The sequence below is a fragment of the Nocardia sp. NPDC087230 genome, from assembly GCF_044744725.1.
GTDB lineage: Bacteria > Actinomycetota > Actinomycetes > Mycobacteriales > Mycobacteriaceae > Nocardia > Nocardia canadensis.
The window spans coordinates 1,132,337-1,153,759 of record NZ_JBIUYV010000002.1 but is presented as its reverse complement, the minus strand read 5'-3'; the positions used below and the strand labels follow the sequence as shown (position 1 = coordinate 1,153,759).

General features: G+C 68.0%; 19 protein-coding genes. 14 read left to right on the top strand and 5 right to left on the bottom strand.

The features are described from left to right. Positions 1-135: 135 nt before the first annotated feature. Both ACIO52_RS11540 and ACIO52_RS11535 read left to right on the top strand, forming a co-directional pair. A complete protein-coding gene (locus ACIO52_RS11540) occupies positions 136-711 on the top strand; it encodes a TerD family protein (RefSeq protein ID WP_019049996.1) in 576 nt (191 codons plus the stop codon). 69 nt (positions 712-780) lie between these two features. After that, complete coding sequence (locus ACIO52_RS11535) at positions 781-1,881, top strand: DUF475 domain-containing protein (RefSeq protein ID WP_402643375.1); 1,101 nt, start codon at positions 781-783, stop codon at positions 1,879-1,881. Positions 1,882-1,950: 69 nt separating this feature from the next. Here ACIO52_RS11535 and ACIO52_RS11530 read toward each other — a convergent pair whose 3' ends face one another. Next, positions 1,951-3,339 (bottom strand): glycosyltransferase family 87 protein, encoded by a 1,389-nt coding sequence (locus ACIO52_RS11530; RefSeq protein WP_218718405.1) that lies wholly within the window; start codon positions 3,337-3,339, stop codon positions 1,951-1,953. A gap of 170 nt (positions 3,340-3,509) precedes the next feature. Here ACIO52_RS11530 and rpsF point away from each other — a divergent pair, with 170 nt between their 5' ends. From rpsF to ACIO52_RS11500, 6 genes are all read left to right on the top strand, one after another. Continuing rightward, positions 3,510-3,797 (top strand): 30S ribosomal protein S6, encoded by a 288-nt coding sequence (rpsF, locus tag ACIO52_RS11525; protein WP_022565973.1) that lies wholly within the window; start codon positions 3,510-3,512, stop codon positions 3,795-3,797. 94 nt (positions 3,798-3,891) lie between these two features. Further along, entirely contained in the window at positions 3,892-4,452 is a 561-nt protein-coding gene (locus ACIO52_RS11520) for a single-stranded DNA-binding protein (protein ID WP_218718404.1), read from the top strand. 31 nt (positions 4,453-4,483) lie between these two features. Next, entirely contained in the window at positions 4,484-4,735 is a 252-nt protein-coding gene (gene rpsR / locus ACIO52_RS11515) for a 30S ribosomal protein S18 (RefSeq protein WP_019050001.1), read from the top strand. A 17-nt stretch (positions 4,736-4,752) separates the two neighbouring features. Next, a complete protein-coding gene (gene rplI / locus ACIO52_RS11510) occupies positions 4,753-5,205 on the top strand; it encodes a 50S ribosomal protein L9 (RefSeq protein ID WP_218718403.1) in 453 nt (150 codons plus the stop codon). A gap of 589 nt (positions 5,206-5,794) precedes the next feature. Continuing rightward, the gene (gene dnaB / locus ACIO52_RS11505) at positions 5,795-8,422 is read left to right on the top strand and encodes a replicative DNA helicase (protein WP_402643369.1); all 2,628 of its coding nucleotides are present in this window, start codon (positions 5,795-5,797) and stop codon (positions 8,420-8,422) included. Positions 8,423-8,452: 30 nt separating this feature from the next. Next, complete coding sequence (locus ACIO52_RS11500; protein WP_402643366.1) at positions 8,453-10,129, top strand: DUF885 domain-containing protein; 1,677 nt, start codon at positions 8,453-8,455, stop codon at positions 10,127-10,129. Between the two features lie 7 nt (positions 10,130-10,136). On the opposite strand, the gene ACIO52_RS11495 is transcribed toward ACIO52_RS11500, so the two are convergent. Further along, positions 10,137-10,916 carry a class I SAM-dependent methyltransferase gene (locus ACIO52_RS11495; protein WP_402643364.1) on the bottom strand — a complete coding sequence of 260 codons (780 nt, stop codon included), beginning with the start codon at positions 10,914-10,916 and terminating at the stop codon, positions 10,137-10,139. A 3-nt stretch (positions 10,917-10,919) separates the two neighbouring features. Beyond that, complete coding sequence (locus tag ACIO52_RS11490; RefSeq protein WP_218718399.1) at positions 10,920-12,197, bottom strand: serine hydrolase; 1,278 nt, start codon at positions 12,195-12,197, stop codon at positions 10,920-10,922. 215 nt (positions 12,198-12,412) lie between these two features. Here ACIO52_RS11490 and ACIO52_RS11485 point away from each other — a divergent pair, with 215 nt between their 5' ends. From ACIO52_RS11485 to ACIO52_RS11475, 3 genes are all read left to right on the top strand, one after another. Then, positions 12,413-13,219 carry an alpha/beta fold hydrolase gene (locus ACIO52_RS11485; RefSeq protein WP_402643361.1) on the top strand — a complete coding sequence of 269 codons (807 nt, stop codon included), beginning with the start codon at positions 12,413-12,415 and terminating at the stop codon, positions 13,217-13,219. Positions 13,220-13,243: 24 nt separating this feature from the next. Further along, positions 13,244-14,239, top strand: coding sequence for a 1-aminocyclopropane-1-carboxylate deaminase/D-cysteine desulfhydrase (locus ACIO52_RS11480; protein ID WP_402643358.1), 996 nt, complete (start codon positions 13,244-13,246; stop codon positions 14,237-14,239). Positions 14,240-14,424: 185 nt separating this feature from the next. Then, complete coding sequence (locus ACIO52_RS11475) at positions 14,425-16,104, top strand: cutinase family protein (protein WP_402643355.1); 1,680 nt, start codon at positions 14,425-14,427, stop codon at positions 16,102-16,104. Positions 16,105-16,163: 59 nt separating this feature from the next. On the opposite strand, the gene ACIO52_RS11470 is transcribed toward ACIO52_RS11475, so the two are convergent. Together ACIO52_RS11470 and ACIO52_RS11465 are read right to left on the bottom strand one after the other, a co-directional pair. Continuing rightward, the gene (locus tag ACIO52_RS11470) at positions 16,164-17,057 is read right to left on the bottom strand and encodes a DMT family transporter (RefSeq protein ID WP_218718395.1); all 894 of its coding nucleotides are present in this window, start codon (positions 17,055-17,057) and stop codon (positions 16,164-16,166) included. Positions 17,058-17,178: 121 nt separating this feature from the next. Further along, positions 17,179-18,348, bottom strand: a complete 1,170-nt coding sequence (locus ACIO52_RS11465; RefSeq protein ID WP_402643351.1) for an MFS transporter — start codon at positions 18,346-18,348, stop codon at positions 17,179-17,181. A 106-nt stretch (positions 18,349-18,454) separates the two neighbouring features. Here ACIO52_RS11465 and ACIO52_RS11460 point away from each other — a divergent pair, with 106 nt between their 5' ends. The 3 genes from ACIO52_RS11460 to ACIO52_RS11450 all read left to right on the top strand — a co-directional run bounded on the left by ACIO52_RS11460 (position 18,455) and on the right by ACIO52_RS11450 (position 21,402). Next, positions 18,455-18,904 carry a MarR family winged helix-turn-helix transcriptional regulator gene (locus ACIO52_RS11460; protein ID WP_218718393.1) on the top strand — a complete coding sequence of 150 codons (450 nt, stop codon included), beginning with the start codon at positions 18,455-18,457 and terminating at the stop codon, positions 18,902-18,904. A 79-nt stretch (positions 18,905-18,983) separates the two neighbouring features. Continuing rightward, positions 18,984-19,808, top strand: coding sequence for a hypothetical protein (locus tag ACIO52_RS11455; protein WP_218718392.1), 825 nt, complete (start codon positions 18,984-18,986; stop codon positions 19,806-19,808). A 235-nt stretch (positions 19,809-20,043) separates the two neighbouring features. Next, complete coding sequence (locus ACIO52_RS11450; protein WP_316573051.1) at positions 20,044-21,402, top strand: wax ester/triacylglycerol synthase family O-acyltransferase; 1,359 nt, start codon at positions 20,044-20,046, stop codon at positions 21,400-21,402. Positions 21,403-21,423: the final 21 nt, after the last annotated feature.

Genomic DNA, 21,423 nt, shown 5'->3' with positions numbered 1-21,423 from the left:
GGAGATTCCCCGCGTTCACCTGGGCTCCAGCTCGTTCCTACGCAAGATCCCCGAAACCTATTACTGTCGTAGCCGTACCCGGCGATTCGGACATGCTGGGAAACGACACACCGGACTAACCGAAGGGATTCCCGCATGGGTGTCAGTCTGTCCAAGGGCGGCAATGTCTCGCTGACCAAAGAGGCCCCGAACCTGACCGCGGTCGCGGTCGGCCTCGGCTGGGACGTGCGCACCACCACCGGCACCGACTTCGACCTCGACGCCAGCGCGATCGCGACCGGCGCCGACAAGAAGGTCGTCTCCGACAAGCACTTCGTGTTCTTCAACAACCTGAAGTCCCCCGAGGGTGCCATCGAGCACGCCGGCGACAACACCACCGGTGAGGGCGAGGGCGACGACGAGGTCATCAACGTCGACCTGGCCAACACGCCGCCGACCATCGAGAGCATCTTCTTCCCCGTCTCGATCTACGACGCGGAGACCCGCTCGCAGTCGTTCGGCCAGGTGCGCAACGCCTACATCCGCGTCGTCGACCGGGCCAACGGCACCGAGCTGGCCCGCTACGACCTGTCCGAGGACGCCTCCACCGAGACCGCTATGGTCTTCGGCGAGCTGTACCGCAACGGCGCCGAGTGGAAGTTCCGCGCCATCGGGCAGGGCTACGCTTCCGGCCTGGCCGGTATCGCCCGCGACTACGGCGTCAACGTCTAGTCACCATCGCGAGCAGGGGGCTCGACTGACCGGGCCCCCTGTCCGTGTGACACAGAAAGGTCCCTCCGCGTGATTACGCGCATCTTCGGCATGTCCATCGTCATCACGGTGATTTCGCTGGTCGTAGCCTTCCTCTACGGAGGCCCGACCGCGCTGGCACTGTGCGCGATCCTCGGTATCCTCGAGGTGTCGCTGTCGTTCGACAACGCCGTCATCAACGCCACCGTCCTGGAACGGATGAGCGAGTTCTGGCAGCGGATCTTCCTGACCATCGGCGTCATCATCGCCGTGTTCGGCATGCGACTGATCTTCCCGCTGGCCATCGTGTGGATCACCGCCGGGCTCGGTCCGATCGAAGCGTTCGACCTGGCCCTCAACCCGCCGGCCGACGACGCCGCCTACTTCCCCGACGGCAGCCCCAGCTACGAAACCCTGCTGACCGACGCGCACCCGCAGATCGCGGCGTTCGGCGGCATGTTCCTCGCGCTGCTGTTCCTGAACTTCATCTTCGAAGAGCGTGAGATCACCTGGCTCGGCTGGCTGGAACGCCCCCTGGCCAAGGCGGGCAAGCTCGACATGCTGTCCGTGGTCGTCGCCGGCACCGGCCTGATCCTGACCTCGGAGTTCCTGGCCAAGGAGGAGGACCGGTCGACCGTGCTGGTCGCCGGCCTGCTCGGCATGATCGTCTACATCGCGGTCGACGGCCTCGGCTCGATGTTCCACACCGAGGACCTGGAGAGCTCCGGCCCGTCGACCCTGGTCAAGGCCACGGGCAAGGCCGCGTTCTTCCTGTTCCTGTACCTCGAGGTGCTCGACGCGTCGTTCTCCTTCGACGGCGTCATCGGCGCGTTCGCGATCACCTCCGACCCGATCATCATCGCGCTGGGCCTCGGCTTCATCGGCGCCATGTTCGTCCGGTCGATCACGGTGTACCTGGTCCGCCAGGGCACCCTGTCGGAGTACGTGTACCTGGAGCACGGCGCCCACTGGGCGATCGGCGCCCTGGCCGCGATCCTGCTGGTCTCCATCGGCGTCCACGTCAACGAGCTCATCACCGGCCTCGTCGGCGTCGCCTTCATCGGCGCCGCGTTCATCTCCTCGATCCTGCGCAACCGCAAGAACGAGCCGGACGCGATCGACGAATCGAAGGAAACCGCCCCGGTCAGCTGAGGCGGCGACAGGACGAACAGTCATAGCGGCGGCGGATCCCGGACGGGGATCCGCCGCCGCTGTCGTTCGTCAGCCCACCGCTTGGAGTTCTCGTGCGGCGGTGGGGGATTCGTGTGGGGTGGGGGTGCGGCGGCCACGGAGTTCGGCGCGGAGGAAGAGGAAGAAGAGGGCGATGAGCAGGGCGGTGCGGAGCCAGACGCCGAATTGGACGATGCCCTCGGTGAGGTCGACGCCCTCGCCGACGCCAAGGGCGTAGAAGTAGCGGAAGACGCCGATGCCGACGGCCGCGTCGGCGACGAGGTAGGCCGCCACCAGCGACCACGGGACCTCGAACAGGACCAGGAACGGAATTATCCACAGGGTGTACTGGGGGGAGTGGACCTTGTGGAAAAGCATGAAGCCGCACAGCATCGCGCCGCTCACACCGACCCACGGGAACGGGGAGGTGGGGGTCCAGCGGCGGACGCCGAGCCACAGCGCGAGCACGAACGACGCCAGGATCAGCGCCGGTGAGGCGATGGCGACCAGGTCATGCCAGGTGGTGCTCGTCTCGGCGTCGCGGCCGAAGATCAGCTGGTGGCCCCAGTACCAGATCGAATTGGTGGTGATGTCGGCCTGACGCAGCTGCTGGAAGGTGATCGAGGCGCGCCAGCCGTCGGCACCGGCCACCATGAACGGCAGATTCACCGCGGCCACCGTGCCCATCGCCGCCAGCAGCGTCTGCGCCGCGCCCGCCACATCGAGCTCGCGCAGCCGGCGCGGGCCGCGCGGCGCGCCCTCGGTGAGCACGTACATCGCCAGCGGGAGCACGAAGATGCCCGGATAGAGCTTGAGACAGAAGCCGAGCGCGAGCAACACCGCGGCGATGATCCCGCGGGTGCGCACCGACAGGCCGGTCAGCATCGTCATCACGTAGACCGCCGCCACCGCCGTGCACACCACCGGCAGTTCCCAGTTGTGGAAGGCGTAGAGCACCAGCGGCGGCCCGATCGCCCACAGCAGCGCGGCCGGGCCGGCCAGCCGTACCAGCATCCAGGCCGTGAGCAGCGCGAACGGCGTGAGCAGCAGCGCCGAGTGCCAGAGGAAATCCGCGTCGTTGGTGACCCCGATCGCGCCCGCCCACATGAGCACGCCGCTGAGCACCGGGTACTCCACCGCGCCGCCGGTGAGCGCGCCGTCCTCGGTGATCCCGCCGTCCACATACGGGAAGACGTGATTGTCGATATCGCGGCCGAGCCAAAGGAACTGGATATCCGAATAGCAGACATCCGCATCCTTGCGGACATCGAATATCTGGCTGCGACCGGATTCGTCGATCGCCCCGCCAGCGCATCGCGCCTTGTTGGCATAGGCCATCGCGAGGGTGAGCCCGCACAGCAGCACGACGAGGAATGTCAGGGCCGTCGCCCGCGCCGCGCCGCGTGCGGTGCGCTGCTGCGCGTCGGCGGCCGTGGTCATGGCGACCACATTATGCGGCGACGCGCCGATCACCCGCGCACACCCGCGGCGAAGATCGATTTCGCTGCTCAGGGCCCGCTCATGTAGCCTTACCGGGTTGCTGACGCAACGAACCCTCCTGCCATGGAGAGTCCATGGCCGTTTCCTAGTCCACAGGAGGTGATTGGTCCGTGCGTCATTATGAAGTGATGGTCATCCTCGACCCCAGCCTGGACGAGCGCATCGTCGGGCAGTCCCTGGATAACCTGCTCAACGTCGTCAAGACCGAGGGCGGCAAGGTCGACAAGGTCGACATCTGGGGCCGCCGCCGGCTCGCCTACGAGATCGCCAAGCAGGCCGAAGGCATCTACGCGGTCGTCGAACTGACCGCGACCCCGGCCACCGTGAGCGAGCTCGATCGCCAGCTGGGCCTGAACGAGACGGTGCTGCGCACCAAGGTTCTGCGCAACGACAAGTAGTCCGCAGAGCAAACTCTCGTTTTCGTCGGTACCTATCTTTAGGCTCTAGCGCGACAGCGAGACGCGGACTGCACCCCGAGCAGGAGGAACCCCCATGGCAGGCGACACGGTCATCACCGTCATCGGAAACTTGACGGCAGACCCTGAGCTTCGTTTCACGCCCGCGGGCGCAGCGGTGGCGAATTTCACCGTCGCTTCGACTCCCCGCGTGTTCGATCGCAATTCGAACGAATGGAAAGACGGCGAGGCCCTGTTCCTGCGCTGCAACATCTGGCGTGAAGCAGCGGAGAACGTCGCCGAGAGCCTGACCCGAGGCGCTCGCGTGATCGTGAGCGGACGGCTCAAGCAGCGCTCCTACGAAACCCGCGAGGGTGAGAAGCGCACGGTCGTCGAACTCGAGGTCGACGAGGTCGGCCCCTCGCTGCGCTACGCGACTGCCAAGGTCTCCAAGGCCGGTCGCGGCGGCGGAGGCGGTGGCTTCGGTGGCGGTTCCGGCAATGCCGGTGGTGGTGCAAGCGCAGGCGGCTACAACGCCAACAACGGCGGCGGACAGTCGGGCGGCGGAAACGCCGGCAACGACGATCCGTGGGGTAGCGCGCCCGCGGCCGGCTCCTTCGGGGGCGGCGGCCGCATGGATGACGAACCGCCGTTCTGAGGAACGGCACTCATAGTACGGAGAGAAGACCATGCCTAAAGCGCCCGCGCGCGAAAAGGTGCTGAAGAAGAAGGCTTGCACTTTCTGCAAGGAGAGCAAGTCCGGAATCGTCAATATCGATTACAAGGACACCACGCTGCTGCGTAAGTACGTCAGCGATCGCGGCAAGATCCGCGCCCGCCGCGTCACCGGCAACTGCGTCCAGCACCAGCGTGATATCGCTGTCGCCGTCAAGAACTCGCGTGAGGTGGCCCTGCTGCCTTACGTGTCGACCGCTCGCTGAGAAAGGGAGTCAGACAGATGAAGCTCATCCTCACCGCTGATGTCGACAACCTCGGTGCCCCGGGCGATCTCGTCGAGGTCAAGGACGGCTACGGCCGCAACTTCCTGCTGCCCCGCGGTCTGGCCATCGTGGCCACCCGTGGCGCCCAGAAGCAGGTCGAGGGCATCCGCCGGGCGCAGGACGCCCGCAAGGTGCGCGACCTCGATCACGCCAACGAGCTGAAGCAGGCCATCGAGGGCCTGGAGTCGGTCTCGCTGGCCGTGAAGACCGCCGACAGCGGCAAGCTGTTCGGCTCGGTCACCACCGCCGATGTCGCCGCCGCCATCAAGGCCGCCGGTGGCCCCGTGGTGGACAAGCGCAGCATCGAGCTGCCGAAGTCGCACATCAAGGCGACCGGCAAGCACGGCATCGTGGTGCACCTGCACCCCGACGTGGCTGCCAAGTTCAACCTCGAGGTTGCCGCGAACTGAGTTCGCTGAGAACCACCCCCGTGTTCGACACGGGGGTGGTTTCTCGTTGCCTTTTCGCGGGCCACATAGCGATAACTGGTCGGTAGCCAGAGATCACTCCCGCGCAGGTCACAGTAGGCGGCCGACGGTCGGCAATCCGCTGACCTCCCGTTATTCAGCCTGTGGATGGTTGCCGAAACCGACCGGCAGATTTGTGACTCCAGTCATAGCCTGCACCATCGCTGTTTACCCAACACGCCCGGCCGTTCACCTTGACCGACACGCCGGAACTTCTTTCATCCACAGGTGGAGAGTTGGGTAAAACGGGGCCTAGCAGGGCGTTCCACTGCACTGACCTGGGTTTTCCCCACGTTTTCCACAGGAGCTGCACAACACTGGGTGAACTACCCCCAAGTTATCCACAGTTGTGTGCACATATGGGGTTGGCGGCGCCCCGAAACGTCGCCTAGGTTCGTCGCATCGCCCTGCGCGCGACCCCGGGAATCACGCAGGCAACCGATTGCTGACATCCGTGTCGGTGCCCGGGAGTACAACGAGTTCATCGATGTGAAACCCCCGGTTCTGCGGGCAGAGAGGACGGTCGATTCTGGTGACTACCACCGGTGACCGCGCGCATACGGACTTCCCGCCCGAACCCCCCGGCGAGGACTTCGGCCGCCAGCCCCCGCACGACATGGCCGCGGAGCAGTCGGTGCTCGGCGGCATGCTGCTGAGCAAGGACGCCATCGCCGACGTGGTCGAGGTGCTGCGCCCCGGCGACTTCTACCGCCCCGCCCACCAGGCCGTCTACGACACCATCCTCGACCTGTACGGCCGCGGCGAACCCGCCGACCCCGTTACCGTCGCCGCGGGCCTCGACCGCCGCGGCGAGCTCAAGCGCATCGGCGGCCCGCCCTACCTGGTCACTCTGACCCAGACCGTCCCGACCGCCGCCAACGCCGGCTTCTACGCCGAGATCGTCGCCGAGAAGGCCATCCTGCGCCGCCTCGTCGAGGCGGGCACCCGCATCGTCCAGTTCGGCTACGCGGGCGCCGACGGCCAGGACGTCGCCGAGGTCGTCGACCGCGCCCAGGCCGAGATCTACGAGGTCACCGAGCGCCGCACCACCGAGGACTTCACCCCGCTGGAAGAACTCCTCCAGCCCACCATGGACGAGATCGACTCCATCGCCTCCCGCGGCGGCATCTCCCTCGGCGTCCCCACCGGCTTCACCGAACTCGACGAACTCACCAACGGCCTCCACGCAGGCCAGATGATCATCGTCGCCGCCCGCCCCGGTGTCGGTAAGGCGCTGGCGCTGGACACCCCGCTGCCGACGCCGACCGGGTGGACGACGATGGGCGAGGTCCGCGTCGGTGACGAGCTGCTCGACGCCGACGGCCACCCCACCCGGGTGGTCGCCGCGACCGAGGTCATGACCGACCGGCCCTGCTACGAAGTCGAATTCTCCGATGGGACGGTGCTCGTCGCCGACGAACAGCACCAGTGGCTCACCGAGACTCGGGAGTCCCGGCGATCCGCGCAGGAAGCGGCCGCGGGCCGACCGCGGCGCACTCCGGTGGCGGCCGGCGTTCGCACCACCGCCGAGATCGCGAACACCCTGCGCTGCGCCACCGCTGACCGCAGGCTCAACCATTCCGTCACGAACACCCAGCCGCTACAGCTGCCCACCCGCGATCTGCTGGTACCGCCGTACACACTCGGTGCCTGGCTGGGCGACGGCACTTCCGCGGCCGCGCAGCTGACGTGCTTCGACCCGGAGATCGTCGCGCGGATCGAGGGCGAAGGCATCGTCGCGGCGCCCTCGCCGTCCGCGCCCGGCCGCTACCAGCTCACGCTGCCCGCCCCCGAACCGGTGCAGGCCCGTGCCTGCGTGGTGTGTGGTACCGAGTTCGTGCCGTTCACCAGCGAGGTCCGCACCTGTGGCCGTTCCTGCGGTGAGAAAGCGCGATTCGTTTCCGAACCGGTCCCGGCGCCGACCTGCGCCCAGTGCGGCGGCCCGTCGATCGGCCTGCGGCTGTGCCAGATGTGCCGGAACTCGGTGGGCAGTGTGCAGGCCCGGCTGCGCACCCTCTCGGTGCTGGGCGACAAGCACATCCCGACCGACTATCTGCGCGCTTCCGAAGCGCAGCGCCGGGCGCTGCTGGCCGGCCTGCTCGACACCGACGGGACCGTCACGCACGGCGGGTCCGTGCAGTTCGCCGTCACCGACGAGCGCCTGTTCCGTGATGTCGAGGAACTCGTCGTCGGCCTCGGCTACCGCTGCGGGGTCACCACCCAGCGGGTGCGCGGCCGGTCCGAGCAGTCGTCGACCTGCTACACACTCACCTTCGCCACCGACGACGAGGTGTTCGGCCTGCACCGGAAGGCGCTGCTGCACAAGGAACGCCGCGCCGCACGCAACACCCCACGGTCGAACTCGCGCTACATCGTCGACGTGCGCCGCATCGATTCCGTCCCCGTGCGCTGCGTCGAGGTCGACAATGCCGATCACCTCTACCTGGCCGGCCGCTCGATGGTCCCGACCCACAACTCCACGCTGGGAATGGATTTCATGCGGAGTTGCTCGATCAAGCATGGGATGGCGAGTGTCATCTTCTCGCTCGAGATGAGCCGGACCGAGATCGTCATGCGTCTGTTGTCGGCGGAGGCGAAGATCAAGCTCGGAGATATGCGGTCGGGGCGGATGAGTGACGACGACTGGACCAAGCTGGCTCGGCGGATGAGCGAGATCAGTGAGGCGCCGTTGTTCGTCGACGATTCGCCGAACCTGACCATGATGGAGATCCGGGCCAAGGCGCGGCGGCTCAAGCAGCGCCATGACCTGAAACTCGTGGTGGTGGACTACCTGCAGCTGATGAGCTCGGGCAAGAAGGTCGAATCGCGACAGCAGGAAGTCTCGGAATTCTCGCGACACCTCAAGCTGCTGGCCAAGGAACTCGAGGTTCCCGTCATCGCGATCTCGCAGCTGAACCGTGGTCCGGAACAGCGAACCGACAAGCGCCCCATGGTGTCCGACCTCCGTGAGTCCGGCTCGCTGGAACAGGACGCCGACATGGTCATCCTGCTGCACCGCCCCGACGCCTTCGAACGCGACGATCCGCGCGGCGGCGAAGCCGACCTCATCGTCGGCAAGCACCGTAACGGCCCCACCGCCACCATCACCGTCGCCCACCAGCTCCACCTGAGCCGTTTCGTGGACATGGCCAGGGGCTAGCCTCCGGACGCCTCGGTTAGCGTGCCTGGCATGGAATCCGCTCCGGGGGTGCATGAGGTCTGCGATCGGTTCGTCGAGGAGTACGCGGCCGCCGATCCGGTTATGGCGACGTTGTTCGGGATCGCCGGGTTCGAGGATCGGCTGACCGACTATTCGCCTGCGGGACATCGCCTTCGGGCCGCGATCGTTCGGAACGCGTTGCGCAGCATGGTCGCGATCGAACCGACCACCGATAGTGAACGGGTCGCCAAGGCGGTGTTCTGTGAACGGCTGGGGATAGAACTCGAAGTACAGGATGCCGGGCTACGACTGGCGTCGCTCAACGTGATCGCCAGTCCGGTACAGGACATCCGGATGGTGTTCGATCTGATGGCCACCGAGACGGGCGCGGATTGGGAGGCGATCGCCGTGCGGCTCGAGCAGGTGCCTGCGGCCCTCTTCGGGGTGCGGGCTTCCTTGCGTGCAGCGGCCGAGGACGGCCGGATATCCGCTCGGCGGCAGATCGACAAGACCGCCGAACAAGCCAAAGCGTGGGCGGGAAGCCGCGGCGAAATGGGTTTCTTCACCGGCTTGATCGCCGGTGCGCGTGGCGTGGCGGGTGCACCGCTGGAGGAGCTGGAACGGAACGCGCGCGCGGCTGATTCGGCCTATGCCGAGTTCGCCGGATTCCTGCGCGGCGAACTGGCACCGCAGGCCCCTGCCGCGGATGCGGTGGGCGAGCGGACCTATCTGCTGTGGTCGCGGTATTTCACCGGGGCCGAGTTCGATCTAGAGGAAGCCTACGACTGGGGCTGGCGCGAATTCTCCGCGATCGAAGCCGAGATGCGCGCCGTCGCCGCGCGTATCGCGCCGGGGAAGACACCGGCCGAGACGGCGGCGGTGCTCGACGCCGATCCGAAATATCGGGTGGACGGTGCGGCCGCATTCGAGGAATGGTTACAGCGCACTTCCGATGCGGCGCTGAAGGCATTACGCGGCAATCACTTCGACATTCCGGAGCAGGTTGCCCGACTGGAGTGCAAGATCGCGGCGCCCGGTGGGGGTGTCGGCGCGTACTACCTCGGGCCGAGCGAGGACCTGCGGCGGCCGGGGCGCATGTGGTGGTCGCTGGAGGCGGGCAAGGAGCAGTTCACCACATGGCGGGAGGTCAGCGTCGTCTACCACGAGGGGGTGCCGGGGCATCATCTGCACGCGACCGTGGTGCTCACGGCAGACGAGCTGAACAGATACCAGCGGATGATGTCGTTCGTCGACGGGCACAGTGAGGGGTGGGCGCTGTACGCCGAACGGCTCATGTACGAACTCGGCTACCTCAGCGATGACGGTGCCCTGTTCGGCATGCTCGCCGAGCAATTGCTCCGTGCCGCGCGGGTGATCGTGGATATCGGCATGCATCTGGAATCGACCATTCCCGCCGGCACCGGATTCCACGAGGGCCAACGGTGGACACCGGAACTCGGGCTGGAGTTCCTGCTGACCCGCGCGCTGACCGAACCGGCCAGGGCGCGCTTCGAGATCGACCGCTACCTGGGCTGGCCTGGTCAGGCGCCCGCTTACAAATTGGGGGAGCGCGGATGGCTCGCTGCGCGCGACGAAGCGCGGGCTCGCGCGGGAGAATCGTTCTCACTGAAGGAATTCCACACCCGCGCATTACGCATGGGCGGAATGGGGATGGACACGCTGCGTGCACAGCTCGCCGAAAGCTGACGAGTTCTCACCTGTCCGCACGTCGCGACAGTTCGACCCGCAGCTGCAAGAAACGAAACAGGCCCGGCCGGCCGATGACCGCTTCGTAGCGGTCGACGACCTCGTTTACGAAGGCGGCGACCTCGGCGGCGGGTAGGCGGGCGGTCCAGTCCGCGAAACCGACTGTGCACCAACGGGCGAAGGCTTCGCGGGAGCCGAAGTCCCATTCCCGGTCGGTCACGGATCGCGCGGTGACTTCGAGGTCGGCGTTCGCCGCGATCGCGGGCAACGCGTCGGGTTCGATGTGCACGTAGGGGCGGGGGAAATCGGCGAAGGCCGCTGACCAGCGCGCGTCGCCGGTGACCGCCATCGCGATGTCCTCGATGCTCGGGCGTGGTCCGGCGCAGACGTACTGCGCGAGCACCCGTCCGCCGGGTGCGAGGGCCGCGGCGATGTGGCGGTAGGCGGTCTCCTGGTCGACGACCCAGTGCAGGGCGTTGAACGAGACCACGAGGTCGAAGTCGGCGTCGAAGGTCATGGTGGTGACGTCGCCGACCTGGAAGGCGACGTTGGTGAGCTGGTCGTCGGCCGTGCGGGCGACCTCGATCATCCGGGGCGACGGGTCGACGCCGAGGACGGAGCCGCCGGGCACTCGCGCCGCGATCAGCCGCGTCACATAGCCGTCGCCGCACCCCACGTCGAGCACGCGCTCGGCGCCCGTCACGACGACGGACGCCACCGCGTCCGTCGCCATCGTCCGCTGGAGTGCGCTGATGTGGGCGTAGCCCGCGCCGTCCCAGTCGGCCATCGGCTACGACCCGCCCTGCGGCGGAACGTCCTTCTTGACCGGCGGGGCGTCGTCGGGGGCGAGGTAGGCGCCGATCTTGCGGAACAGCGCGTCGCCGCCGTTGGTGTAGCCGCCCGAGGAGCTGAAGGCCTCGGGCAGGAAGGTGACGGCGACCGCGATCGCGATCTTCTTCGACGGCAGGTAGGCGTTGACCGCGGCACCGCCGAAGAACAGCGGGTTCTGGTAGGACCAGTCGCCGGTGAGCCACAGGCCCAGACCATAGGTCTGGAAGTCGTCGAGCGGGCGGCAGTTGACGCAGCCGGGGACCGTTGTCGTCTTGCCGCGCAGGTCGGTGGTGGTCATCGCCCGGTACGACTCCTCGGACAGCAGTTCGCCGCTGCCGATGGCGACGGCACTGCGTTCGAGGTCGTAGATGTCGCTCGTCTGGATCGCGCCGTGGCTGATCGTCCACGACGGATTCCAGTAGGTCGATTCCTCGTAGAACGGGACGTCGGGCGGCAGGTCGAAGTACGCGCGGCGTTCGGAGGTGAACGAGTGCAGGACCGGCTCGGGGATGTAGGGCGTGAGGTTGGGCACGGTGTTCTTCAGATCGAGCGGGCCGAGCACCTTGTCCTGCAAGGCATTCGCGAGCGAGGTACCCGTGACTTTCGCCAGCACCAGCCCGAGGACCACGTAATTGGTGTGCGCGTAGGCCCAGTTGGTGCCGGGCTCGAACCACAGGGGGTCGTTGATCGCGAGGGCGAGTTGTTCCTCGGTGGTCCACGCCTTGTACGGATCCGCGAACGCGATCTCGGCGAATTTCTCGTTTCCGAGCACGAAATCGTGATAGCCGGACGTCATCTGGGCCAGCTGCCGCAGATTCACGCGGTCGGCGTTGGGAATGTCGGGCAGGTATTTCGAGACTTTGTCGTCGAGGCTCAGTTTTCCCTCGTCGGCCAGGATCAGCAGCAGGGTCGACACGTAGGAGATCGCGACGGCGCCGTTGCGGAAATGCATGTCGGTGGTGGCCGGCACGCCTGTCATGGACTCGCCTCTGGCCGCGGTGACGATCTCCTTGCCGTCGATCGTCACGCGCACGATCACCGATTTCAGGTGCGCTTCCGCCATGTAGTCGTCGACGATCCGCATGATGGCGTCGGCTTTCGCCGGGTCGTCACTGGAGAACGTCGGGCGCGCGCTCGAGGTGGAGTTCGAATCTTTCGCAGTGTCGTTCGATGAACACGCCGCCGCCAGGAGACCCAGCGTGCAGACGAACACCAGAACATTCCGAGAAACCGACATTGGTCACCTTTCCTGGTTACCTGGAAATCCGACTGTCCTGGTGTCCTCCGAAATATGGTCCGACCGAATAGCCAATTCTATGGCGTTCTCGCCGAGACGGCGGGAAACCGCGCGCAGCGGTATCAGCGCCCGCGTCAGGTGGATGTCAGGGCGGTGTCAGGTCGGCTCGCGACAGTAGTCGCAATCACGAGCACGAGCCGAGAGGGTGATCCCGAATGACCACACGACACACCGCCCCGAACACCGCCTGGACCGGCATGGTGGCCGTCGACGATACGGCGCTGGCCGTCACCGATACCGGGGGCGACGGAATCCCGGTGCTCTACCTGAACGGGCAGTTCGCCACCCAGGGCTACTGGCGCAAGACCATCGCCGAGCTGGGCCCCGGGTTCCGGCACATCACCTTCGACGAGCGGGCGCGTGGCAAGAAGTCGAAGCTGTCCGCCGACTACTCGTTCGAGGCCGCCGTGCGGGATGTCGACGCGGTGCTCGCGGCCAGGGGCGTGGACCGGGCACTGGTGGTGGGCTGGTCCTACGGCGCGGTCGTGGGCGCGCACTGGGCCGAACGGAATCCGGAACGGGCGATCGGCGCGGTGCTCGTCGACGGCGCGTTCCCCTACGACTGGCTCGACGACGCCATGGAGCAGCGGATCCGCACGCTGTTCAAGCGGCTGAGCTGGTTCATGCCGCTGGTGCGCCCGACCGGTCTGGCCCCGCGGATGACCGCGGCCCAGCAGGCCGAGAGCAATATCGAGCTCGGCAAGCTGTCCCGCACCAGCGAGCTGAGTCCGGTGCTGGACGCGATCACCGTGCCGGTGCGCTACGTGGTGGCCTCGGGCACGTCGTTCGGCAGCAAGGGTGACGAGCAGGAGAAGATCCGCGGCGGACTCGACGCGGCGACCACCCGCAACCCGAACATCCGCATCGGCGCGAAGGTGGCGAGCAACCACGGCGCCATCCTGCGCAAGGACTTCCGGGCCATCGCCGACTCGGTGCGCGAGGTCGCGGGACTCGACCGGTGACGGGCGTGATGATCTAGTCACGGTATGACCGCATTTCTGCACCAACGGTTCGGGGAGCTCCGCGACACCCTGCCGCATCTGCGCCTGGGCACCGGACCGACCCCGCTGCGTCCGCTGCCCGAACTCGCCGTGGGCCGAGCCGGCTTGTGGCTCAGCGACGACGGCGAGTTCGGCGACGGCGGGTGGGGCGGGAACAAGGTGCGCAAGCTCGAGTGGCTGCTGCCCGATGCCCTGCGGCGGGGACGGCGCACGATCCTGACCGTCGGCGGGCTCGGGACGAACTGGGGTCTGGCGACCGCGCTGTACGCCAGGGAGCACGGGCTTCGCACCGCGCTGGCGCTGGTCGATCAGCCGGTCGACGACCATGTACGGACGCAGCTCGCGCGCCTCGAACGCAGCGGTGCCACCCTGCATTTCACGCACACCAAGGCACGCACGATCGCCGCGGTGCCGTACCTGCTGGCCAAGCACGCGTCGGGCGGGAAGCCGCCGTACCTGCTGCCGGCCGGTGGGTCGTCGACGGTCGGGGTGCTCGGCTATGTCGAGGCGGCGCTGGAACTCGCCGATCAGGTGGCGGCGGGGGTCGTGCCGGAGCCGACGCACATCGTCACCGCGATCGGCTCGGGCGGGACCGCCGCCGGGCTGCTGCTCGGGCTCGAGCTGGCGGGGCTGTCGACGCGGGTGGTCGGGGTGGTCGTCAACGATCAGCTCCGGCTGGACGCGAAGACACTGCTGCGCTCGGCCCGGCGGACCGAGGCGTTGCTGCGCAGACGCGGTGCGCGGCTGCCGGAGCTGACGCTGTCGGCCGACCGGTTGATCCTCGTCGAGGACCAGCTCGGCGCTGGCTACGGTCATCCCACCCCGCAGGGCGAGCGGGCGGGCGCGCTGGCCGCCGAGGCCGGGCTGCACCTCGAACCCGTGTACACCGCGAAGGCGATGGCGGCGACCCTCGCGCTCGACGCCGACGGCGCGTTCGGGGACGGCGTCGTCGTGTTCCTGAATACCAACGGACCCCGCTGAGGCGGCTAAGTGAACGGTCACTACCAGCGCGAAGAACGCGCCCTGGGCCGGATGCCCCCGGAAACGGGGGCACGTGATTCCTGTTCGCGCCAGTAACGATCTCGCGAGGTGGGACGACAAAGGTCGTGACAAACGGCCCGTCGGGGGGCCTGCCCACCTGTAGGTCATTCGAACGGGATCACACAATGAAACTGCGCGAGTTCCTTGCGAAACATCGCATCGCTTCGGCTGTCGCCGCACCGGCGGCGCTGGGTGTCGCGGCCATCGTCGCCGCGTCGTTCGCGGTGACGTCGCAGCCCGAGTCCCCCACCTACCAGCTCACCACCTCCGTGACCGAGTGCCGCGAGATGGTGACCATCTCGGTCGCCGGCCGCAACGACACCCCGGTCGAGGGCACGACGGCGATGCTGCTCGACGCCAACGGCAACCCGCTGCCCGCCGCGCTGTCGGGCGATCACAGCAGCGTGTGGGTCGATCCGGTGGTGAACGCGCCGCGTGACGACCTCGCCGAGGGCGAGTACGCGGCGATCTACATCGCCTACCCGGCGGACATGCGGACCTATGAGGACGCGGTCAACCAGGGCGTGGCCAACACCCAGCAGGTGATGCGCGAGATCTCCGCCGCCTGCCCGGACACCAAGTTCTCCATCGTCGGCTACAGCGAGGGCGCCGACGTCGTGCGTCGCGTCGCCGAGGGCATCGGCAACGACGACCCCGCCGACGGCTACTCGGTCGTCGATCCCGACGACGTGCTCGGCGTCGTGATGTTCGCCGACGCCGGTCGCAAGGCGGGCGACGGCACCTTCATCGGCGCCGAAGACCCGTTCGCCAACCCGGACGGCTTCGATCAGAAGTACCAGAACGGCACCAAGCCCATCTCGGGTCAGGGCGTGACCACCGGCGGCGGCTTCGGCGCGCTGAACGGCAAGATCGCTTCCTTCTGCTCCGAGGGCGACCTCACCTGCGCGGCGCCGGAGAACATCTCCCTGCTGCAGCTGGCCGCCAATGTCGGTCGCCAGATCAACGTCGACGACCTGCAGCGCGACGGCCTGACCCCGGCCACCGGCCAGGACATGGCCTTCACCCTCGGCCGGATCGCGATGGCGGCCTTCTCCGACATCGCCGCCAACCCGAACTGGATGGCCAGCGACGAGACCTTCCTCGACGTGCTGCTGAAGGTGTCGGATCCGGACTACAAGCCGGGCGAGACCAAGGCGCCCGCCAAGGCCGACACCATCGCGGCCGAGCAGGTCTCGCCGCTGGCGTACCTGCCGCAGAAGGTGTTCAACGAGATCGTCGGGCTGATCGTGACGAACCAGAACACCATCCCGGTGGCGTTGAGCGACCCGTACCAGCTGACGCTGGGCCCCAACGGCACCGGTCATCACTTCGACTACTGGCGTGATTCCGACGCCGCCAACGGCAAGCCGATGACCTCGGCCGAGTACGCCGCGGCGTGGCTGACCCACCTGGCCAAGCAGGCGCAGGCGGGCGAGACGGTGGATACCAAGTCGGCGCCCACCGATGCCGATGTGACCGCCGCGCTGGCCGCGCCGACCAAGCCGGCCACGACCACCACCGCGGCGGCGGCGAGCACCACGACGTCGAAGGCGGCGACCAGCGCCGCCGAGACGACGACGCCGACCACCACCTCGCCGACCGGCACGACGACGACGCCGTCCACCACGACGCCGTCGACCACCGCGCCGTCGACCACGACGCAGGCCCAGGAACCGGTGGCCAACCAGGCCGAGGCCCCCGCGCCGAAGACCACCACCTCGGCGCCCGCGCCGACCACGACGGTGGCTCCGACCACGACCGTCGCGCCGACGAGCACCACGACCACCACGGCACCGACGAACTGATCCGGGTCGAACGATCCCCGGTGGGCGGCGTTATCCGTTGCCCACCGGGGATTTTCGTGTCAGGAGGTGACTTCGGGCACCGGCGCGGGCAGCGTGTCGCGCACCCGCGTGGTGCGTCGGGTGCCGATAATCGACCCGATGACGACCAGCGGGAACCCGATCGCCATGCCGATCGTCAGCGGTTCGCCCAGCGCGGCGACGCCGAGCACGATCGCGACGGCGGGGTTGATGTAGGTGATGACGGTGGCGCGCGCCGGGCCGACCTCGGCGATGAGCGCGAAGAAGACGAGAAACGCGGTGGCCGTGCAGATCACGGCCAGGCCGAGGATCGACCAGGCGGCGTCGGCGGGGATGTGGGCGGGCCAGGACGCGGCGGTGAACGGGGTGTACACGAGCGCGGCGAGCAGCAGCGACGCCGTGACGACGCCGAGCGCGGGCAGGTCGGCCAGGGTGCGGTCGTAGATGATCGGACCGATGGCGTAGCCGACCGTGGTCACCGCGACGGCCGTCAGCGCCATCGGGTCGGTCAGGTCGAGATCCAGGCCGACCAGCGCGGCGACGCCGGCGAAGCCGATGAGCAGGCCGATCGTGCGGCGGCCGTCGAAGCGGTCGTGGCCGAGCAACGTCACGATGACGATCGCGATCAGCGGGACCGCGGCCACGAGCAGGCCGACGGTGGAGCTGTGCAGGGTCTGCTCGGCGTAGCCGAGCAGCACCCAAGGACCGACGATCTCGATCGCGGTGTAGGCCAGCAGCATTCGCCAGCGGGCGAGCACGCCACGGAAGGCATTGGTATACAGGGCGATCGGCAGCAGGAGCAGTCCGCCGATCGCGGTGCGCCCGAAGGCGACGACCACCGGGTCGATGCTCTCCACCGCGATCCGGATCATCGCGTAGGGCACGCCCCAGATCACGCCGAGCGCCAGGAACAGCACCCATCCGCGCTTACTCACCGATCACCACCGTTTCCGTTCCGCGGCGAGATCCGCACTCGCCCGGGTCATCCTATGATTTGTCACGGTAGTCAGCCGAGTGGCCGGAGTGACATCTTTCGTCAACATCCGGCCACACCGACTAGACGGCCACGGACTCCCGCACCCCGGGCGCGTCGGCTCGCGTGGCCGCGATCAGCACGACCAGCCCGGTGACGGCGAATCCGGCGCCGACCCACAGCGGCGAGACCCAACCGAAGCCCGCGCCGATCGCCAGGCCCGACAGCCAGACGCCGAGGAAATTGCCGACATTGAACGCGGCGATGTTCGCCGAGGACGCCAGCGTGGGCGCGTCGGCCGCATGCTCGAGCACGCGCATCTGCAGGCCGGGCGTCGCGCCGAACCCGAAGAAGCCCATGGCGGGTAGCAGCAGGATCGCGGCGATCTCGTGGTCGGCCAGCAGCGCGAACGCGACCAGCGCGAGCCCGAGGGACACAGTGAGCGCGAGCAGGGTGCGGGTCAGCGCGCGGTCGGCCCAGCGGCCGCCGAACAGATTGCCGAAGAACAGCCCGACGCCGAAGAGCACCAGCAGCCACGGCACCACGCCGTCGGAGAATCCGGTGACCCGGGTCAGCAGCGGTTCGATGTACATGAAGGCGCCGAACATGCCGCCGAAGACGAGCACGGTCATCGCCAGCGAGTACCAGACCTGGGTGTTGCCGAACACCGACAGCTCGGCGCGCAGATTCGGCCGGGTGCTCGACGCGGGCGCGTCCGGAACGAGGGCGGTGATGCCCGCCAGCGCGACCAGTCCGACGACGGTGATCACCGCGAACGTGGCCCGCCAGCCCCACTGCTGACCGATGAAGGTGCCCAGCGGAACGCCGAGGACATTGGCGATGGTGAGCCCGCCGAACATGATCGAGATGGCGCCCGCCTTCTTCTCCGGCGCCACCAGCGAGGCCGCCAGGACCGCGCCGATGCCGAAGAACGCGCCGTGCGCCAGGGCCGCCAGCACGCGTCCGCCGAGCAACGCCGCGTACCCGGGCGCCAGCGCCGAGGCGGCGTTGCCCACCGTGAACAGCACCATGAGCAGCTGCAATGCCCGCTTGGGCTGCCAGCGATTGACCACCGGGGTGAGCGCCAGCGCGCCGACGACGACGGCCAGCGCGTAACCGGAGATGAGATAGCCGGCGGTCGGCACGGAGACGCCCATGTCGGCGGCCACCGCCGAGAGCAGACCGGCGATGACGAACTCGGTGAGTCCGATGCCGAAGCCCCCGAGCGCGAGGGCGATGAGACCGAGTGGCATGTGAGCGCTTCCTTCCGTTCTACGCCGATAACACGCGTGTGCAACTAACGCTAGGCGACGATAGTTGCACACGCGCTCTATTGCAACCGCCAGCTATACTCGGCGCATGGGTATTGCGGATGACGCCGTCGAGGTGCGGGCGACCGGCTGGCGCACCCTGGCCGCGCTGCACGGGCACATCGAGACCGCACTCGAGCGCGAGCTGGTGCGCGAGCACGCACTGTCGGTCGTCGAATTCACGGTGCTCGACGCCCTGGCCCGCCAGGATGGCTGGCACATGCGCATCTCGCAGCTGGCCCGCGCGGCGGCGCTGTCGGCCAGCGCGACGACCCGGCTGGTGAACCGGCTCGAGGATCGCGGGTTCCTGGTCCGGGTGTTGTGCGCGGACGACCGGCGCGGCATCTACACCGAGCTCACCGAAACCGGCAGGGCCGCCTACGAAAAGGCGCGTCCCACGCACGATCGGGTACTGGAACAAGCGCTTTCGGACGCCGAGCAGATCCCCGAACTGGCGCCGCTCGTCGGCTTCCTGCACCGCGTTCCCACGTCCCGCTGACCGCGACACTCCGTACGACATCGCCAGGCAACGCGCCGATCATGATGACTGCGCGGTGCCTCGGTGCAATGATCGGCTGGTGACTCAGTGGCTCCCACTCCTCGGTTCGCTCGTCGTCGCCGCCGCAGTTCTGGTCGGTGTCATCGCCAACAACCGCACCCACCGCGAGGGCATCGCGGCGGCCGACGAGCGCGGCAGGCAGGCACTCGACGCCGCGCAGCGCAATGTCGAGCTGTCGAACATGGTGGGTGACCAGCGCGATCACGAGGCGTGGCGCCGGGAGGCGGTGCTCGCTGCGGTCGCCTCGATCCTCGAGACCTCGGCCTCGGTACGCGCCGATCTGACCAGCTGCGGGGAGTGGGACCTCGTCACCACGGAGGAGATCGACAGCGTCGGCGCCCAGATCCACAAGGTGATCTGGGATCGCCCCAACGGCATGCTGACCCGGCTGCGGGTCGTTGCGCACCGCCGGATCCCGAACAAGTGCGAAGACCTGCTCCGCACCCTCACCGCCGCCCAGCACATCACCATGCAGCGACTGAAGCTGCACATCGACGTGGAGGCCACGGTCGAGGAGCTCGAGGAGATGGCGTCGCTGTGGCAGAAGGCCATGCGGCACGCGGCCGAGCAGGAGCGGGCACTGGTGGAGACCACCAGGATCGAACTGGGCATCGACATCGCCACCACGAAAGGCCCTGCCGTCGCGCCGGTTCCGGCGCCCGAGCCGCAGGCGCCCGAGCCGGTCGCGGAGCAGGTCGCCGAGCCGGTCGCCGAAACTCCCGTCGAGGAAACGGGTTTCGAGCCGGCGGTCGAGCACCAGACCGCCGAGCTGCGCATCGCCGACCTCGCCGACCTCACCGACGCCACGGTCGAGACGCGTCAGGCCGCGCCCGCCCAGGTCTGACCCCCCAGCGCGGCATCGGCGCCCCCTGCGCCTGATCCGCTCGAGCATCCCGTCGGGTTCGCGGAACGCGCCTCCCCGGTCGGGTAGTACGGCGGTGTGGTCGTTCACCTGACGCGAGCGGGGTCAGCCGGGTAACTTGGAAAGCGGCATGTGATGCGTCACCGTGCCGACCCGACAGCGTGGTCGATCGTCTACAGACTTGCACCGAACCACTCTCGTCAGGGGGCGATCTGTTATGGAGTTCATCGCGCCGTTGGATGCGCTGTTCCTGCTCGCGGAATCCCGTGAGCACCCGATGCACGTGGGCTCACTGCAATTGTTCGAGCCGCCCGAGGACGCGGGCCCGGACTATCTGCGCGAGTTCCGCGATATCCTGCTCGCCGACAAAACCTTCCGGCCCACCTTCCGCAAGCGCCCCGCCACCTGGCTCGGCGCACCCCAGCTGGCCTGGACCCAGGACGACGACGTCGACCTGGACTTCCACCTACAGCGCAGCGCGCTACCGGCGCCGGGGCGGATCGGGCAGCTGCTCGACCACGCCTCGACCCTGCACAGCGCCCTGCTCGACCGGCATCGCCCGATGTGGGAGATGCATTTCGTCGAGGGCCTGGCCGACGGCCGGTTCGCGCTCTACTCGAAGATGCACCACTCGCTGATCGACGGTGTCTCCGCGCAGCGTCTACTGCGGCGCACGCTCACCACCGACCCGTTCGCGACCGAGATCAAGACGCCGTGGAACCTCCCGCGCAAGCAGCGTCCGGACGCGCCGCGCGAACAGCGCTCCCGGCTGGGCGGACTGCTCGGCGGCCTCGGCGCGGCGAGTTCCTCGACCGCCGCGCTGATGCGGGCGACCCGCACCGGGCTGCTCCAGCAGCAGTTGACGCTGCCGTTCGAGGCGCCACGCACGCTGTTCAACGTGCCGATCGGCGGCGCCCGCAAATGCGCGGTGCGCACCTGGTCGATGGACCGCGTCAAGCAGGTGAAGAAGGCGACCGGCACCACCGTCAACGATGTGGTGCTGGCGATGTCGGCGGGCGCGCTGCGCGCCTACCTGCTCGAACGCGACGCGCTGCCGGACAAGCCGATGATCGCGATGGTGCCGATGTCGCTGCGCGACGAGGACGACACCGACACCCAGGGCGTGAAGATCGCGGCCCTGCTGTGCAATCTGGGCACCGACATCGCCGATCCACTGGAGCGGCTGCGGGTGGTGAGCGAGTCGACCCGGCGCAACAAGGAGGTCTACCGCTCGCTGACGCCCGCGCAGACGCTCGCCGTCGCCGGGGTGATGCTGAGCCCGATGGCGGCGATGCTGCTGCCCGGCTTCGCCTCGATGGCGACGCCGCCGTTCAACATCGTCATCTCGAATGTGCCGGGCGCGCGGGAGCCGCTGTATTGGAACGGCGCGCGACTGGACGCGAGCTACCCGCTGTCCATTCCGCTGGACGGCCAGGCCGTGAACATCACCCTCACCTCGAATGGCGACAACCTCGATTTCGGCCTGGTCGGCTGCCGACGCACCCTGCCCGACCTGCATCGACTGCTCGATCACCTGGAGGATTCGCTGACCGAACTGGAGGACGCGGCCGCCTGAAAATTGCCCCTTATCGGGCAA